Genomic DNA, 18,267 nt, shown 5'->3' on the forward strand with positions numbered 1-18,267 from the left:
AGGGAAAACTCCTCCAGTATCAGAGTCAAAATCATATCGTGTTAACCGACTTATCGGAGATGAGCGAAAAAGCCTCCTTGCTTAATTGAAATACCATGACTGACTTCATTATCACTGACTCATTTTAGGGAGAGTGGATATTTTTTACGCGATAACAAAGCCACAACTTAATGTAGCACCTTCAATTTTTCCACATATCGTCCAACGAACAACCCAATAAACATGATCCCCAAAGCGATCAAAAACGTAGTGATAAATAATACCCACAAATTCTGATACACATAAGGTTGCACAATCCCATAAGCAAAGATTAGCAAAGGGAAATGCAGAATATAGATCGTATAAGAGCTCGGCGTTAATTGTTTACCAGGTAAATAAAACCGAACACGGTGAAAACTCATCAAATAAAATAAATAGCAGAAACTAATGCCACACAAAGTGCCATACAACGCCAACAAATATTTTTGTTTGTCGAAACTGAATGGAAAATAAAAAACGCCAACCACAGCTAATGTCAATAGTGTTAAAGCAATCAAGCTAAAACTGGTAATGAGCGTTTTTCGTTTTAATTGATACTGGTGATTATGAAGCAGTGCAGCAATCACACCACAACACCAAATTAAGGCATACAAGAAAAAAGTATAATTCAATACACTAAGAGTGAGTAATAATAGAATACCGATAATCGTACACCAACGCTGATTAGGCATCATAAATAAGGCAAACAGTGTATAGAACCAAACCTCAAATGGTAATGACCAAAATGCAAAGTTACTTGGTGGAGTATCTGTAATAAAGCCGTTGATAAACAACAATACTCCCACAAAGCTCTTAACATCCAGCGCCATTCTCGCCTGAGTCATCGTATCGCTAATAATATTAATGTCACGGCTACCACTAGCAAAAAAATAGGGAGAGATAAAATATAAAAGTAGTAAGACAAGACAGCCTAAATAAAAAGGCGGCAAAATACGATTTAACCGTGAAGTTGCATAGCGCCTTACTTTAAAGTAAGTATTTCGTTGAATATTGTAGCTAACCGACTTACAAATCAAAAAACCACTTAACGCAAAAAAAGCCATGACACAGCTATGACCAAATAAATATAGCGGCAGCATCACGATAGGCCATACTGGATATAAAAAGACTAAATATGCATGCCCAAATAATACTGTCGCGGTACAAAATCCCCTTAACATATCCAATTGTTCAGAAACATTTGGGTCAATCGGTGCAAAACGTTGGAATAATTTATTAGAGATCATCGGTATTAATGCGCCTGTGTTGAAAGTGAGCGAGGCACAAACTGCAACACGTTATCGCTGTACCACTGGGATTGCCCTTCCGGACTAAAAGGAAGGTTTTGATATTTTCCTTTCAACCAATCCTCAATATTATCGGCATAATGACGACTTGCAGGATTGGCAGACTGCCCCGCATTATTCATTACCCATACTGGATCTTGTTGGCTGAAATCAACAATTAAGCGCATTGCAGGGATCAACAAAGTATCAAAATTATCGCCCATACTATAGCTGGAAATATTGACCGTATTGAGATTTCCACCCGCTGGATAAGGGCCTCGATTCAAATAGCTATCGAGTCGTTCAATCGTCCTACGTTGTTCTTTTGGAAGATATTCCGCCATTTGTGATGACAAGCTATTCCATTGATAGCGGTGTAATTTTCCCCACTGCCAACGTGAATAATTTTTGCCAAATTGCTTTTCACCTTGTTGGTTAGCCAGTGCTAATGAATAGGCAATGATTTTCGCTTTACCGCTACGAGCCGGGTCCGATTTTTGCCAAAAAGGACTCGCATTGGCACTTTTGTCATCTTGCCAAAGCAGATGCTCAGCTTGCGCTGAATAAGATTTGGAGCTTTCAACAAACGCCTTCCACGCCTGCGGTGAATCGACGAAGCGATCTGCAAATAATTGCTGGCTGAACTGAGCTAAAAATAAGTTATACAGCGCCGCACCGGCACTATCGGCATGCAGGTAACCATCAAATGCCAACAAGCGTTGTTGAGCTAGCCTCGCTTGTTGTTGTTCTGATTGTGGGAGTTGAGCGATCGCGTTTTGTAATGCAGGGTCTCTGAGATAAACCTGTAACTTCGTCACCATAGGGTCGAATTGATCATACTGCATCTGCTGCATGCTATCTAAATTATGTCGATCCGTTGCATTCAATAGCGCTGAAATTCGTTCAAAACGTTCTGGGTGCGCCCATGTTTGAGAAAAATTAACAGGATAGCCCTTCTCTACAACTCGCTGATTTGCAGTCGCCAACCAACCTTTTCGAGTTTTAATTGAGGTTGGATAATGCTGATTAGACACCCTGCCGATCCAATCATATTCCCCTTCCCATGCCGGAGAGGGAAATAACCCAAGCCCTTTTTTGCGCAATGGATAACTTCCCGTTAATTGCCAGCCAATTTGTTGCTTATCGGCGAACAGCATATTAACGGAGATCACGCTAATTTCTTTTGCTAATTTAATGGCTTGGGAAACACTCTTTTGTTTAGGTAGATCCATTAACGCATCGATACTAATATCATCGGTAGCGGGCAGCAGGCTACTAAAGGCGATCCCGTATTGCGTTCTGACCTCAAGGGGTTGCAGCAAATAACTGCGCTCTTTCAGCGACTCATTTAGCAACACACCATGTTGCGTATGATAGACATTTTCGACTCTATCGGGGCGACCTTTTACATGAAACACGGTTTGAGTTTGCTTTACCGGATACCATTGCTGTTGATAGAGATATTCAAATCCATTGTCCGTTTCTCTGATCTGCTCCAAAAATAGATCCTGATTATCCGCCATCACCATGGTATATCCCCACGCCAGATCAGGTGTTGCACCTAATACAATCGCGGGGATCCCTGAGATCGCCGCACCAACCATAGATAGCTCAGGAGTCTCAATCTGAATAAAACTCCATAAAGAAGGTAAGCCGATTGGAAGGTGGGTATCATTAGCCAGTAATGTACCATTGTTTTGTGTGAGATCTGCGGTTACAGCCCAGTTATTGGATGCCATAACATCATGTAAATGAATATTTTTTAGAGATTGGCTAGCAAGTGTTAACTGGTCGATGTCTTGTTTAAACGGTTCTAAATTTAGCCCTTGCAATTTCTTTGCTTCTTGGTGAGGAAGAGGCTCATCAGGATAAGTTGGAAATAGCCAAGGTAGCATATCCGCCCCCAACTGCTGAGCAACGATTAAGCTATCAATCTCTTCATGCAGGTTTCCCGCCAAGCCGAAATTAGCGAGAGATAGAATTAAAATTGCATCATCGGGGCGCCATTTCGGAACAACATAATCTGCCGCTGATAAATCCATAGGTAGTTTATCTTGATGATTATCTAACCAAAGATTGACACCATTGGCATAAGCTTCAAGATAACGACGATTTTGTGGACTGACATTTCGATATAAAATAGTCGTCGCTTCACGAAAACCCATTTTGCGCATAAAACTATCAATGCCAATGGCCGGTTCGCCGAGGTATTCTGCTAAACGACCTTCTGCCGTGAGGCGCATCAGCTCCATATGGCTAATGCGTTCTGATGCATGAATATAACCCCATGTTAAATAAACGTCTTCAAGGTTTTGCCCTTTGATTAAAGGAACGCCCATTTGGTTATAACGTACAGTAGTGGGGGCTTTTAACCCTGCAAGAACCACTTGTCCTTCTGTTTTAGGGAGGGTATCAGCATAGTAGTTATTGAGTAAGCTGTGACAGCCAGATAGCAATAGTACCCCGCTGATAATACAAGATAAAAACAGTCCTTTGCGTTCCATCTATTGCCTCATATATCAGAACTACCACCAAAGAATTTCTCATTATAGGCATGACCTAAAGTTAAATTAAATAAGGGGATTCTTATCGTGGTATAGGGGGATTTAAAGTGGATATCACCGAAGGTTTCTAAAAAACGAAGATTATGTGTTCAATTATAGATAAACAAATGATTTTTAAATTAATTTCATTAGAAATAGTTTATAATGTAAAAGATAATTAAAAATTCAACATAAGATAGTTTAAAATTATTAAAATATATTTAACAATAAATTTAGGTGAAAATAATTGGACAGTTTAATTGCTAATTATGCTGAAATACTTCAGAAAATAGATTTTACGAAATTTGAAACAATTGAGGATAAATATTCAGGGGTTTTTCTACCGATTCCTTTTGATGAATATTGGCAGTCCGAGATAAAGGTTATGCTTATCGGACGTGAAACTTCAGGTTGGAATACTGATAATAACAAAAATACAATCAATCGAATCTCTCAGTTTGTTGCAAGCAATGACATTCATACAATTATTAAAGAGGCGACCAATCGATATAAAAATCATTTACAATTAGATCAAAGGCAGAATGTCATTACTAAATCAAAAAGTCGTTTTAAGCAATATTATTTTCAGTTATCTAAGGAACTGAACATCCACCCTAAGGCGATATTTTACACAAACCTCTTTGCTTGGGATTACAATAAGAAAACACCTCTGAATAGACCTACTCTTGAACTCCAAGAAATAAAAGACATATCAAACAAGCTATTAGCTGCACAAATTAATCATATAAAACCTGACTATATTATATTTGCAACAGGTGTATGGCGTATCGATAGTGTAATAAAAAGCTTATTTAATGAACACTTTGATGGTTATCAAACCATAATACCTGTTATTTCAGGGAAATTATGGGAATTTGTTGCTAACAATACACCCTGTTTTCGTATCGCCCACCCAAGAGCAATGAAGGGACATCAAAAATATAGAAAGGAGGTTATTAATCGAATTCAGGATAAAATTAAAGCGGAAAAAATTAAGTTAATAGATTGAAAAAATAATGTTGATTTATGAGTAATTTTTCTTCACCTATAGTGTTGTCAACGTCCTTAACCGTGTAATTTTGGTAGAGGAGCAGTGAAGCAACTTCAAATTTAAATTCACCACTGAAATTTCATTGAGTTTTATATGCCTCAATGTCACCTATTAATGATTAGGTGTATAATATCGATTCTACTCAATGCCCAAATTACCTACACCAGTATAGTATGAGCTATTACATCATTAATTATATTACATAAAACTTTAGTAAGTTTATATATTATAAAAGCTAATATTTATAGATTCATCAAATTAGTTACGTAAAAAACCCTTAAAAAAACAAAAAAATTACGTTATAATTGACGTAAGTCATAGTGTTCTTCATAGGAAATAGATAATGCATTATCAAGATTCAGACTATTGCTATTCCTTCCCAGCTGCACGAGGAATTCAAGCAGGAAGAGCTTTTTACATAGCTATGTGCCCTATGCGTATAATTCCCAAAATATTTAGCTTCGATGAAAGTGAAGTTCCACCTGAGTTAAGGGCTCAGCGTACATTAAATAAAGCTAGAATTCCAGAAATGGTTCAGTATCTACTTGAAAACCCAAAAGATTATGTTTTTTCAGCGCTCACGGCATCTATAGCTACTAATGTACAGTTTGAAGAATATCCTAGCTCAAATAACTTAGGAATTCTTAAAGTACCAATGGAAGCTCAAATCCTCATAAACGATGGGCAACATCGTCGAAAAGCTATTGAAGATGCATTAGAAGCACGCCCTGAATTAGGTCAAGATAACATTCCTGTGCTATTTTTTGTCGATGAAGGCTTAGTTCGTAGTCAACAAATGTTTGCTGATTTAAATAAGTATGCTATTAGGCCTAGTCCATCACTTTCTACCTTATATGATCACAGAGATATAAGTTCTAATTTAGCTCGTGATTTAGCGATGTCGATAGAGCCATTTTTGGGATTAACAGAACTAGAAAAATCAAATATTAGTCTTCTTTCAAATAAATTATTTACCTTAAGTAGCATTAAGCAAGCCAATCGTGCTTTATTTGGAAAACAACCTAAAAAAGAAAATTTTGAAGAATACTTGAACATTGCAACTTCTTTTTGGACCGCAATATTTCATGTAATGCCAGACTGGCAACTAGCAGCTAAAAAAGAAGTATCTCCATCACAATTACGCCAAGAATATGTGCATGCACATGGTATTGGCCTACAAGCTTTAGGGTTATTAGGGCATTCAATTTTGTTCGACTACCCAGACCAATGGGAGCAAAAATTATCTGGTCTGAAAGGCTTTGATTGGCGTAAAAGTAACCCTGAGATGATTAAACGAGCAATGTCTCATGGAAAATTAAGTAAATCAAACACAGCAATACAACTAACTTGTAATGCTATAAAAATAGCACTGTCAATTCCTCTCACAGAAGAAGAGGAAAAATTAGAAATACAGATGGTAGCCTAATGAGTAAATTAATACAGGCTTATGATTTAGCCGACTATGAAGATTTTATTAATCAAGAAAATTTTGCAGGGCAACCTTTATCACTTTACGTATCAGAAGTACAGCGTATATATTGCTCAGATAATCGCCCATGGGTAATTGGTTATAGTGGAGGAAAAGACTCTTCCGCTGTTATCACACTTGTATACTTAGCCCTATTAGGGCTTCCTCCTGAAATGAGGACTAAAGATGTATTCGTAGTCTCCTCAGATACATTAGTAGAGACCCCTGTTGTAGTAGATTTGATAAAAAAAACAATGCTACAAATCGAATCTGGGGCAAAACGTGACGGATTGCCAATTACTCAGCATGCGGTTACACCTAAAACCCACGAAACATTTTGGGTAAACCTTTTAGGTAAAGGGTATCCAGCCCCTACTAGAAGTTTTCGCTGGTGTACTGAGCGCATGAAAATTAATCCAGTTAGTGAATTTATTAAAGATAAAGTATCACAATTTGAAGAGGTAATTGTGGTTTTAGGCTCGCGTAGCAGTGAAAGCGCATCTCGAGCTCAAGTAATTGCCAAACATAAAATCGATGGTTCTAGGCTTGCAAGACATACAACTTTATCTAATGCATTTATTTATACTCCAATAGATACTTGGGATGTTGAAGATGTATGGAAGCTTCTAAGAGGTGCATTTCGTTATGCATCAGAAGACATAGAAGAATGGGAATCACCATGGGGAGGGAATAATCGGCCTCTTTGGACTTTATATATGGATTCTTCCGCCCAAGGAGAATGCCCACTAGTAATTGATGATAGTACCCCGTCATGTGGTAATTCACGCTTTGGATGCTGGACCTGCACCGTAGTAACCAAAGACAAAGCAATGGAAAGCCTGATACAAAATGGTGAAGATTGGATGTCACCATTACTGAAATACCGAGATCTATTGGCATTTACAACTGATCCAGCAAATAAAGATACTTTTCGTAATTACAAACGTCGAACAGGCAAGGTTAGTTACCAATACGCTAAAGATGGTGAAGAGATCACTGCAGAACGAAAACATGTCCCTGGCCCTTATTGGCTAAAATATCGACAACAATGGTTAAAGGATCTGTTAATTATTGAGCGAGATCTAAACGCTCAAGGACATAATATTACTTTAATCACCGAGCCAGAATTACATGCTATCCGTCAAGAGTGGCTGAAAGACCCTAACGAACCAGATTGGTATGATACCCTACCTGGTATTTACCGAGAGGTATACCAAAAAGATTTAGATTGGGTAATCGACGATCAATCCCGCTTTGATGCCAGTGATGCTGATTTACTCGCTCAAATAGCACAAGGATTTGATGTAGTACCTGAAATGGTTATGAAATTAATTGAACTTGAAGTTTCAATGGAAGGACTCAGCCGCCGTCAAGGTATTTTTGATAAGCTTGGAACAATCCTTAAGCAAGACTGGGGAAGCCTTGAAGAAATAAAAGAACAACAAATAATGCTACAGAAACGTAACGAACGAGATCTTCACCAGGAAGAAGTCGCCAAACTGGAAGCTGAACTTCAGGTTTTACAGCGTAGAATTATCGATGCCGGTGAAACATTACAGCACACCAGTCAGGAAAGAGAACATGTTAATTAAAAAACTAGTGTTACATAATTTTCGGGTCTTCAGCGGTACACATGTTATAGACCTGGCACCTAGAAAACGCCAGTATGATACTAATCCACGGCCTATCGTATTATTTGGTGGTTTAAATGGTGCAGGAAAAACTTCAATTTTATCAGCAATCAGATTGGCACTATACGGTCGTATGGCATTTGGCCTTGCTATCCAACAACAGGAATATATCGAACAACTCAGCACACTGATTCACAATGGTGAACGCAATACTGAACAGCCAGAAGAGGCCTCGATAGAACTGACTTTTACCTACAATAAAAATGGCTGTGAAGCCGAATTTACTGTCACGAGGACTTGGAAGAAAGGTAAAAAAGACCGCCTTTCTCTACAGCAAGATGGACAGCTACTTAATGAGCTAGATTATGACCAGTGCCAGGGGTTCCTTAATGAATTAATTCCACACGGTATCGCTGACCTTTTCTTTTTTGATGGCGAAAAAATCGCGGAACTAGCAGAAGATGAATCTGGCAATATTCTGCGTACTGCTGTACGTCGCCTATTAGGCTTAGATTTGATATCTAAACTACGTAATGACTTAATGATTTTTGTTAAACGTCAGCAATCCAGACAATTAATTGGTTCTCAACAACAACAACTTATTGAGCTTGAGGCACAGAGTAAGAAGCTAGCAGGCCAGACAGAAGAGCTACTAGAAAAAGCTGATTTTACTAAAATACGTATTGAACTCTTATCTAAAGACATCATCCACTATGAAGGTCTATTGAATGCGCAAGGCGGTGCATTTGCCCAAACAAAAGTAAAAGAAGAACAGAAAGTTGAAACTTTACTGAAAGATAAAGAACGTCTGGAAAAAGCGTTACGTCAAGAATGCGATGGGGCACTACCTTATGCCTTAGCTCCTAGTACCTTATCTCGTTTGCTACAACAGATTGCTGATGAAACTCAGATAAAGCAGGCGAAAATTTTTGAGCAAGAGCTGAGTCAATTTTTAACTCGGCTTGGAAACGATATTGCATTACGCTCTAGTACCACTAGTAAAATCGCAACTGAAGCTATTACTGATAATCTTAAAGAATATATGGCAGCGAAACCTAAAGGTGATTTGCTTTTTGATATATCTGAGCGTGAAGCCGGTATGCTTCAACAATCTATAGAACAAGAAAGCAAAAGGGCATGGCAACGATTTGATCTTTATCGTAGCCAATTAGCTAATGTCGAAGAACAGCTTGAACAAGCCGCCGCTAATATAGCTCGAGCACCAGAAGATGACCAGCTAATAGCTCTCTTTGAAAAACTGCGAGACCTAGATCGTCAACGCGAAGCTCAACGGCAAAATTATCGCACACTGCTAGAGCAGGCCAAACAGACAAAACAACAACAGCTAGATTGTGTTCGTCGAGTGCAAAAAATACATGATACCGCCCGCTATCAACATAATTTTAGTAGTGCTCTTAAGAATGCTCAGGAAACAATAAACTTACTCGATCGTTACAGCGATGTTCTCACACAAGCAAGAGTAAAAACACTATCGACAAATTTTGAGCAATCCTACCGTAAATTAGCTCGTAAGGAGGACTTACAGCTTAGCGCGCATATTAATCCTGAAACATTTGATGTTGAATTAATTGATGAAAATAACTCAATAATTAACCGTAAATTACTATCTGCTGGTGAAAAACAAATTTATGCAATTGCTATCCTCGAAGCATTAGCAAAAACCTCAGGTCGTGACTTGCCAGTAATTATTGATACACCATTAGGCCGCTTAGATTCACAACATAGGGATAAGTTAATTAACTATTATTTCCCATACGCAAGTCATCAAGTAGTTATTTTATCTACGGATACAGAAGTGGATGAGCATTACTTTGTAGATCAGCTCAGGGATGATATTTCCCATGCGTACGAAATCGTTTTTAATCCGCATACTAAGTCATCGACTCTAAAACCTGGTTATTTCTGGGAACTAACCAAAGAGGTAATCTAATGCTTCCAAATAGAATGCAACTTACTCGTCAAACTGAAGAGCAACTTAAAAAGTTAAAGGGATATACCGGAGTCACTCCGAATGTTGCAGCTCGACTGGCATTTTTCCGTTCAATTGAGAGCGAATTTCGTTATATACCTGAACGGGACAGCAAGAAATTAGATGGCTCTTTAGTGTTGGATAAAATTACATGGCTAGGAGAAACATTACAAGTTACTGAACTGGTCTTGCAAATGCTTTATCCTCAAATGGATCAAAAAATACTAGTTAAAGCATGGGCTGCTCATGTTGAAGATGGGATTGCTTCGATTAGAAATCATCGAAACTTAAAGGATTTTTTATTATCTTTATAAGAAAATCATGCCAATATAGGTTATATTGGCATATAAAAATATAAAGCAATAAAACCAAAAATTGATTTTATAATAAATAAATCAGATAAAGTAAGGTGGATGTTTTCATGATATTAAAGACTTCAAAAAGAAAATGGACCCTGTAAATAATTCTGTGTATTTGCCTTTCATTAAAGGTGACCGTCTAGGCGGTCGCCAAACGTAATAATAAAACGGCTCATTGCCTGTTTTCAGTTTTGAATTGGCATGCTCCATTTTTTAGAAGCTGATTCAATCGCTAAGTAAATGACTTTACGCACTGAATCATCGTTGGGAAATACCTTACGTTTCTTAATCGCATGATGAATAACGCTATTTAGTGACTTGATGGCATTCGTGGTATAAATAGCTTTGCGGATATCATCAGGGTAAACAAAAAATGTATTTACGTTTTCCCAATGCGCATACCAACTTTTCAACTTTTGCTAATTTGCGGGTATTTTTCGTCCCATATTAAAGCGAATTTTTTCAATGCTATCAATGCAGAAGCTTCTGTTGAGGTTAACCTATCAAAAGTAGGCAAATACACAATTTAAATTACAGCCTCAGAAAATGTCTACTTCTTCTAAAATAAGACAACTATAATTAGATTTTCTGCTTTAAAAATTACAGTGGTCGCTATAAAAAAGTTCGCTTTACTGAAGACCCTGTAAAGACGCAAAATTATTTACGGGGTCTACACTTCGGGATATACCTCTCTTCCTAATACAGAATTAAAGATCAAAGAAATTTTTATCTATTTCAAATATTTCATATGTACTTACCTTCGCCACTCCCATACTATTCTGAACCAAATATTCACACAATTGATTACCATCAACTAGTGTAATACTCATGCCTTGTGCTTTCCCTGCACTATTAATAGCTTGTTCTGTAAAGCATGATGATGAAAAGAAAACTCCCTTCTGTGCACCTTTTTGGTTCATTGCCCCTATAAACTCTCGAATTTCACTCGGAGGAACTTTTTTATTATTATATCTCTTTGCCTGAATATATATTTTTTCCAAACCTAATTTATCTTCATTAATAATCCCATCAATGCCTTCATCCCCAGCGCCACCTATAACTTTACCTGCTTCAGACTCATGCCATCCATATCCCATCTTTAATAAAAGAGTAACTACAAGTCGTTCAAAAAAAGCCGGATCAGAAGAATTAATAGCATCAAGCAATTGATTCTTTATGCTATTTATGTGCTCAACATATTTACCGTGAATAATCTCTTCCGGTAATTGATCCTTTGTTACCTTTTCAACTTTTGGATGGTTAGTATTTAATAATTGTCCTTGCCATAAATCATATAATGGTTTTGATTGCCCTATAGATTTAACCTCAATAAATATTTTTCTTGGTGATGCACTAGGAAAATCAATTCCATAACAATGTTTTCTAATTTCACCTCGTACAACATTTACAGGATCTTTCGCGCCAAAAGAGTAATACTTTTTATTAATGATGTGCTCATAAATATCTTTATGTGATAAGGGCTTACCGTGCTCCTTTAATACGCTTATTATAGCTTCAATAATAGTCATATAAATAACTCCCAAAATGCCTTATCGCGCATTTTCATGGCCTGTTTATCCCCATTTACATACAGGCTAACGTGTTTATCAAGCTGCCGAATCTGCCCCATCAATGACTCCTGCTCTCCTCTATCATCGACATTAAACACAGCCTTGATATCCGCATTTTTAATCTCCGAAACACGATGGACAACCCAAGTCAAAATGTAAGAAGCGTAGTTATTTTCCCCTGTCTTAAAATGCGTGATCTCTTGTGTCGAAAGGATTGCTCCAACACCGTATTCTCTACCTTCTTTAAGGATTTTACGTAAACTATCAAAATCTTGGCGCATGAAATTATCAGCCTCATCCACCAAAATCATTTTTGTTAATTGTCGATAATCACCCCGTACCGTTGGTTTTCCTCTTTTTTGCATCTGGGCGTAAAACAAATCTAGCGTCAACGCAACAACCAAGTTTTGAATTTCTGGTGGGTACCCTGCCAATTCAATAACCGTAACACCATCAATCAATTCGTATAAACTTGTCATTTTTTCAGGAACAGTTTCAAATATCTTGTAACGCGCCAGCTTAGAAAGTGCCGCGTAAAGAGAATCTTCTTCAACTTTTTTTTGGCCGCAGAATCTTTTCCACACGTCTTCAATTGTTGGGGCTGTTTTTGACCATGTAGAAGGGTCTTCTGGCAAAATACCCGCATCTTTATAGCATTCCAGAATCAAATTTTCTAATTTAAGCTGTTGCTTATGGCCCAAGCCATAGGCCTTCGCCATTGTTTCTGATAACCCACCTGCAGTATGAATTGGTAACATTGGTATATCACCAAACAAAGATAATGGATTATAAGGAAGATTAAACAGTGTGTATTTTTTAGCATTGGTCGCTTTCTGAAACGCATCATCCACATAGTCAGATTTATAATCAAAAATCAGCAAACCGATCGGTTTACTATCAACATTGCAGGATTGATTGTGTATCAACTGTGTGACTAATGACTTAGTAAACTGGGTTTTTCCTGTACCCATTGTGCCAATAATGCCAGTATTGGTATTCATAAACTTCGCAGTATTCGTAGGTTCCCAATACAAAGGATTCTGCAGAATAACATCATGACCAAACAAAACCTGTAATGGAGTATTATCGTTAACACTAGCATCAGAGGTTACTAGTGGCTCTACAGGCTGTAGCAACTCCGAATTTAACGTCGATAAAGCAGCGATTGGTGCTTTATCGGCGCTTATCGAACTCAAATTGTGTAATGTTGTATCACACATCGGTTTAAGCAAATATTTTTCTGGCACTCGATACCGTTCAGCTAGTGGTAGTTCATCCCCCTGCGATGAGATTAGTGATGGCAACAATGAATAAGGAATTTCAATTTGTAAGATATTATCATCTGTTTCTTTATAAGAAAGATCAAAACAAGTCCCACTGTCAACGTGCGCAACAACAAAACCATCTACATAGTTGTTCAACTCTCCCAACTGATAATCACCTGTTAACCACCATTCGCGTCGTTCAAGTAAAGGTGAGAGTTTGTCGTTATCCAATACTTCATACAAACGCAATTTTTCAACTTGCATCAAAACCTGACGAATAAAAAGTGCTCGGTATAATTGAGAGGCTAACGTTTGTGGTTCTAGAATATCCTGTTGCAAATAGCGTTTCAGTTCACGAGCTTGCTGGCCTGCATAGCTGTAATCAGGCCTTGTGCCAGTTTTAACCTCCAGCGGCAATAAATAGAGACGATTTTCTTTAAAACCAACAAAAAGAACATCATCTGAAATAGCTCCTTTGCGATAACCTTGCAGATTTCGGGATAAATCACTCTCCTTCATTTTCAGTCCAACGTTACCCGAAACGCGAATCATTTCAGCTACTGATAGCGGAATCCAGCAAATATCAGATTCATTCAACATAGATTGCACAAACTTATATGCGCCAATAATACCATGTTTCTCCTTACGTTCCTTTTCGCTGGAGCGTAACATTTTCAGCAACCATTCCCCATTAAAGGCATTAAACTCCGCAAGAAGATGTTGGCTATCTACCGCGCATTGCTCTGGCTGGTTTCCTGTTTTAAGTAGGCGCAAAAATAGATCTACTTGTTTCGTGACCGTTACAGCATCATAACCCGCACAACTGGTATACTGATCAGAATAGTGAATGAGTACCACATCTTTCTGACTAGTAAAAAAATCAAGTGTGACTTTAGGGTCGATAATAGTTGTCCAAAGGGCGCTGTTATAGGAGTAATTGAGTAATTTTTTGAAACTGGCGCTTACAGCTAATCCGATACCATACCCATGATATTGGCTATTACTCTGACGGGCAGGTTGCCATAGGCAACCAATTAAATGGGCTAGGCGTAAAGCACAATAAGATTCAATATCAACACCACGCAAGCCAAAGGCTGTGAAGTATGCATCTCCCTGAATTTCAGCCCCCTCACCAGCTATCAAGCCATGACATAAAACCCCACTAGATGCATTTTTAATATTAATTTGACGACAATCTACTGGTGCAGTATTAGTGAAAAAAGCCAGATGTGCATAAGCTAATTTATCGCTTTCAGAGGGAAGAACAAATTTACTGAATGTTAGACGACTACGTAACAAATCAATCAACATATCAGCTTCGGCTCGCCATGATCCACTGTTTAAACCTAAATCGTTTTTAAGTTCTTCATAACTACCACTCTCGGCAAAACGATCAAACATGTTAGGTAGAAGACGTTCATCATAGCAATTTACATGCACCGAAATAGCATTTTCTTTTTCCTGCTTAAAATATTCTACTACTCCCAAAAATAGCTCTTTAGCATTTTTCTGATTAATAGCATTGATAATTAACGAATTGTGTTCCGTACTCTGGAAAAGTCGCGAATAGGCGTCGGTAAACTCATTGAGCTTATCTTTCACCAAACGTTTCACATATTCATGACTTACCTGACGCTGAGGAACAACATCAATCCAGAAACGATTTTCTTCCACTGCCTGTAATTGTGCATATTCATGTTCGCTGTGATAAACAAATGGCATTAAGCCAGAAACCGTTAAACGATCAAGAGTAATCGGTGGTAGTGCAGCAAATGAATTCGAGCCGTGCTGTTCCAATTCTGCAACAATAGTTTCTGCCAACTGTAAATGATAAGCTAATACTAAAGGATGTAGTGGCGAAAGGCGTTCATGGGTATCAACCTGACAAATTCCCAGATACAAAAGGCGCTTTTCCTGTGCTGTAAGCGCTCTGCTCATACTAATTTTTTGCAGAGCATGCTCAAACATAGTAACAACTTGGTCTACCAACGTACGATATTCACCTGACCAGGATACTAGACTCGGTAAAGTGCCATGGTGCTGATAATAATCGAATAATTGACTGTAAGCTCTATGGAGTTCAGGGTAGCTAATAAGAAGCTCATCCAACTCAAATACACTATCATTACTTCCCATACCAAGAAGATGTTGATCAATTAATACAGCTTCCAACATCAACAATTGTTGGCGTACACCGACGACTTTATGCTCAGTATTTTCAAGAATAATGCGCCCCTTCAATCGGTTATATATAGCATTTCCTTCTTCTTTGAATAATTTATTAAAACGGCTTTGATCAAAAAGTAGTGGTAGCGTTAAACCTTCTTCAGCACCGGGGCCCTCTATGTTAAACAATAAACGAGAATTACCAGAAATGAGAGTAAACTGAACTAAATCACTTTGATTCGCCAATGTCTCAAAATTCACTAAAGAATATTGACGACTGTCAATATCTTCACTGTCATCATCCAGTATGTAAGCCAAATTTCCCGACTCAGCAATACGCAGTTCATTATCTTCTAGTTGTAGCGTTATTTGTCCTTTGCCGGGTTCAATACGGTAGATGTGTTGAATATCATTAAGCCAGAATTGCCCCTGTTCAACCAACAATAAGCGGAACTTATACTCTTCGGCTGGGTTATTTCGATTGGTCAACTCAAGGCTAAAAAAACAGGGATGCCCATCAAAAGGAACGGATGCAGTAACACGGGAGCTCTTACCTCCGGCTCGGCTAGTACGCCAAAATTGTTCTTTTTTCAGCTGGCGATGGTGAGCAATCTTTATCTGATTATCCTGAAGGTCGTTACCTTGAAAGATGAGTTCCAGCTTAACCTCTGTAGCTCTTGGCTGTACCTGAATTAATACACTGATATCCCGTTTACCAGCCTGACTGTTACTTTTAGCTCGTTGCCAAACTACCCCATTTTCGACGATGATGTTATCCAGCACAAGTTTCTGTTCACTGTTCTGTTCTTTCTCTTTTCTATAATCAGAAAAATCGAGTTCACGCCAGTCTTCTTTATCAACGAAGTGTTCTTGAATGAATTTTGAACTAAATTCAGTAAGTACATTTTCTAGTTGTCCACTGTAACGTTCAACACAGTCTTCTATCTGACGATATAATTTTCTATTTTCATTCAACCTTGTACGTAACTGTTTATGGCTATAGTTTAATAGCTCATCGTCTTTAAATAGATGAAGTTCGGAAAAATCCAAATTGCCATCATCTAATAAACGGTACAATGAAGCAAAACCAAATACAGTTGCGCCTTCATCCAGCACTATTGCTAGTTGATCATCCAACAAACACTTGGATAGTTCCGAATTCTTACTATCGCTACGAATGAGCTTTTCTAACTGATGGCTAAAGGTTTTCGGATACCAAATCGAATCAGGAGCAGCGACATCTTTCGTACTATTAATCAAGGTATCGAGCATACTGTTATGAATAATCAGTAGAGCTGTTTTAGTAAAAACTCCGCTACGCCCTGCCACCTTATCGCGCAAATGAGAAATATAATTTTCAGTAAATGCTGGTGCTGCAGAACCATGTAAAACAGGAATAAGCTGAACATTATTGCACGAGAGGTAGGGCAGGTATTGTCCTGGTCCAATTTCCAATTGATTTTCACCCGCAAGATCAATGAAAGCTTGCCAGAGTTTTATAGCATTATCAGGATCAGGAGACTTAAACTGATAACGTTCTCCAGCCTGAATAATATCACTAACCCACTCAATAAAGGTTTCCGCCAAATAGGTTTCATACTGTTTTACGGACATACACGGCGTCTCCACTATCACTCATTCGTTCCACATTTCCCATTCGTTCATAAAAAGCCACCAAAGCCTGCTCTGACTGGTTATCCAAATAGAATCCCCGCTGTTCAAAACCACGCAACAATTCATGTAACCGAAGTTTGTCATTTTTACCGATAGTAAGGTTGGTCAGTAACAGTAAGCGGTCCTGATTGAGCACCAATACTTTCCCTGCCCGGCCACGCACCTGAATAAAATCAGCACAAATTTGGTTTTCCAATTCGTTAACATATTTACGATTCACCGTTGCTCGATCAGATTTCTTACCTTGAAATTGTTCAAGAGCAACAGAAAGTAACTGTTTGAAAGCACATTCCAAATTTGTCGCTTGTTCACGGGGCTCAAGACCTCGTTCTTTAATAAATTCTTGTAGATAGACGTTAAGATTATTTAAAACCTGAGAAGATGACTCTGAATAATTCAAGGATTCCTGATAAATCTGCCATAGAGGACGTTTTTTCTTTCCCTTTTCCCATTGCAAAACCTCTAGGGCAGAAAGTATAGGGAAAAGTTTTTCGCTTTGACTAGCAAACAATTTATATCCATACCGCTTCACTTTTTCTCGTTCAGAGCTAGCTTTTTCGCTATCAAGAATGAAAAACAATGACTTACTTTTCGGTTCTCCATTTTGCCAATTATCCAGATTTAGCGCTAACTGAGCACACCAACTAAATGCATACAAACGTAAGGTATTGGTTAACTCCTGCAAAAGATACTGAGGATGCTCTGCCAAAAACGCTAGATCATCCTGAAAACACATTACCATGTAAGGTAGATAAGGCTGCTCTTCAGCAAATGGACTTTTTTCTAGTGGCTCTACTTTTTCATCGAGTTTATTCAATATTTGTTGTTCAATGAAGTTAAGTTTGTCCTGTATTGGATAACTAAGACTAAAGTCGCCCATCAGATTAGCAAACAGAGTTCCAAGACGCTGATCCGTCTTTGAACATGTACTTATCTTTTCCCCTATAAACTGGGCGTGAAATAGTAAAAAAAGAGGAGAAACACGAAAGATACCCTTGCTAGAAAAGTACATTCTCTCGAGCACCGACCAAAAGTTAGGTTCGTCAAGTAGCCCCTGCAAATGTGTTTTACAATCATCACGAAATTGTTCTGGGGCGTAAGCTTCGATTTTACGTTTCAAGGCATAACTAAGAACCAGACCAGTGACTATTTGCCAATTAATATCATTATTTTTATTACGTATTGGTAAATAACTATCTAATTGATTATTCCCTACTTTTAGTGTTGTTGCGATAGGATACATTC

Annotated in this window: 10 protein-coding genes and 1 pseudogene; 5 read left to right on the top strand and 6 right to left on the bottom strand. The window is 38.1% G+C overall.

Annotation, left to right across the window (positions count from 1 at the left end; genetic code table 11):
* Positions 1-167: 167 nt before the first annotated feature.
* A complete protein-coding gene (locus PR709_RS18120) occupies positions 168-1,265 on the bottom strand; it encodes an acyltransferase family protein (RefSeq protein WP_072502722.1) in 1,098 nt (365 codons plus the stop codon).
* Between the two features lie 5 nt (positions 1,266-1,270).
* On the bottom strand, positions 1,271-3,808 hold the full coding sequence (locus PR709_RS18125; RefSeq protein WP_272571081.1) for a penicillin acylase family protein: 2,538 nt from the start codon (positions 3,806-3,808) through the stop codon (positions 1,271-1,273).
* Positions 3,809-4,094: 286 nt separating this feature from the next.
* Here PR709_RS18125 and PR709_RS18130 point away from each other — a divergent pair, with 286 nt between their 5' ends.
* The 5 genes from PR709_RS18130 (at position 4,095) to dndE (ending at position 10,301) form a co-directional block, all read left to right on the top strand.
* Entirely contained in the window at positions 4,095-4,856 is a 762-nt protein-coding gene (locus PR709_RS18130) for a hypothetical protein (RefSeq protein WP_163767680.1), read from the top strand.
* 385 nt (positions 4,857-5,241) lie between these two features.
* Complete coding sequence (gene dndB, locus PR709_RS18135) at positions 5,242-6,324, top strand: DNA sulfur modification protein DndB (protein ID WP_154625381.1); 1,083 nt, start codon at positions 5,242-5,244, stop codon at positions 6,322-6,324.
* Positions 6,324-7,958 carry a DNA phosphorothioation system sulfurtransferase DndC gene (gene dndC / locus PR709_RS18140; protein ID WP_272571082.1) on the top strand — a complete coding sequence of 545 codons (1,635 nt, stop codon included), beginning with the start codon at positions 6,324-6,326 and terminating at the stop codon, positions 7,956-7,958. Before dndB ends, dndC begins: the two co-directional genes overlap by 1 nt.
* Positions 7,948-9,948 carry a DNA sulfur modification protein DndD gene (gene dndD / locus PR709_RS18145; RefSeq protein ID WP_154625379.1) on the top strand — a complete coding sequence of 667 codons (2,001 nt, stop codon included), beginning with the start codon at positions 7,948-7,950 and terminating at the stop codon, positions 9,946-9,948. The genes dndC and dndD overlap by 11 nt, the downstream gene beginning before the upstream one ends.
* Positions 9,948-10,301 (top strand): DNA sulfur modification protein DndE, encoded by a 354-nt coding sequence (gene dndE / locus PR709_RS18150; protein WP_272571083.1) that lies wholly within the window; start codon positions 9,948-9,950, stop codon positions 10,299-10,301. The genes dndD and dndE overlap by 1 nt, the downstream gene beginning before the upstream one ends.
* Before the next feature lie 230 nt (positions 10,302-10,531).
* Here dndE and PR709_RS18155 read toward each other — a convergent pair.
* From PR709_RS18155 to dptG, 4 genes and pseudogenes are all read right to left on the bottom strand, one after another.
* Positions 10,532-10,836, bottom strand: a pseudogene (locus PR709_RS18155) (transposase); the annotation flags it as partial.
* A 217-nt stretch (positions 10,837-11,053) separates the two neighbouring features.
* On the bottom strand, positions 11,054-11,875 hold the full coding sequence (locus PR709_RS18160; RefSeq protein WP_272571084.1) for a restriction endonuclease: 822 nt from the start codon (positions 11,873-11,875) through the stop codon (positions 11,054-11,056).
* Positions 11,872-16,962 (bottom strand): DNA phosphorothioation-dependent restriction protein DptH, encoded by a 5,091-nt coding sequence (gene dptH, locus PR709_RS18165; RefSeq protein ID WP_272571085.1) that lies wholly within the window; start codon positions 16,960-16,962, stop codon positions 11,872-11,874. Before dptH ends, PR709_RS18160 begins: the two co-directional genes overlap by 4 nt.
* Entirely contained in the window at positions 16,943-18,265 is a 1,323-nt protein-coding gene (dptG, locus tag PR709_RS18170; protein ID WP_163767675.1) for a DNA phosphorothioation-dependent restriction protein DptG, read from the bottom strand. Before dptG ends, dptH begins: the two co-directional genes overlap by 20 nt.
* Between the last annotated feature and the right edge of the window lie 2 nt (positions 18,266-18,267).

It is taken from the genome of Providencia sp. PROV267 (assembly GCF_028477825.1).
Taxonomy (GTDB): Bacteria; Pseudomonadota; Gammaproteobacteria; order Enterobacterales; family Enterobacteriaceae; genus Providencia; species Providencia stuartii.

Excerpts from the sequence above, each read along its gene's own strand:
- PR709_RS18120 (WP_072502722.1), bottom strand. The coding sequence starts at position 1,265 with ATGATCTCTAATAAATTATTCCAACGTTTTGCACCGATTGACCCAAAT.
- PR709_RS18125 (WP_272571081.1), bottom strand. The coding sequence starts at position 3,808 with ATGGAACGCAAAGGACTGTTTTTATCTTGTATTATCAGCGGGGTACTA.
- dndB (WP_154625381.1), top strand. The coding sequence starts at position 5,242 with ATGCATTATCAAGATTCAGACTATTGCTATTCCTTCCCAGCTGCACGA.
- dndC (WP_272571082.1), top strand. The coding sequence starts at position 6,324 with ATGAGTAAATTAATACAGGCTTATGATTTAGCCGACTATGAAGATTTT.
- dndD (WP_154625379.1), top strand. The coding sequence starts at position 7,948 with ATGTTAATTAAAAAACTAGTGTTACATAATTTTCGGGTCTTCAGCGGT.
- dndE (WP_272571083.1), top strand. The coding sequence starts at position 9,948 with ATGCTTCCAAATAGAATGCAACTTACTCGTCAAACTGAAGAGCAACTT.
- PR709_RS18160 (WP_272571084.1), bottom strand. The coding sequence starts at position 11,875 with ATGACTATTATTGAAGCTATAATAAGCGTATTAAAGGAGCACGGTAAG.
- dptH (WP_272571085.1), bottom strand. The coding sequence starts at position 16,962 with ATGTCCGTAAAACAGTATGAAACCTATTTGGCGGAAACCTTTATTGAG.
- dptG (WP_163767675.1), bottom strand. The coding sequence starts at position 18,265 with ATGTATCCTATCGCAACAACACTAAAAGTAGGGAATAATCAATTAGAT.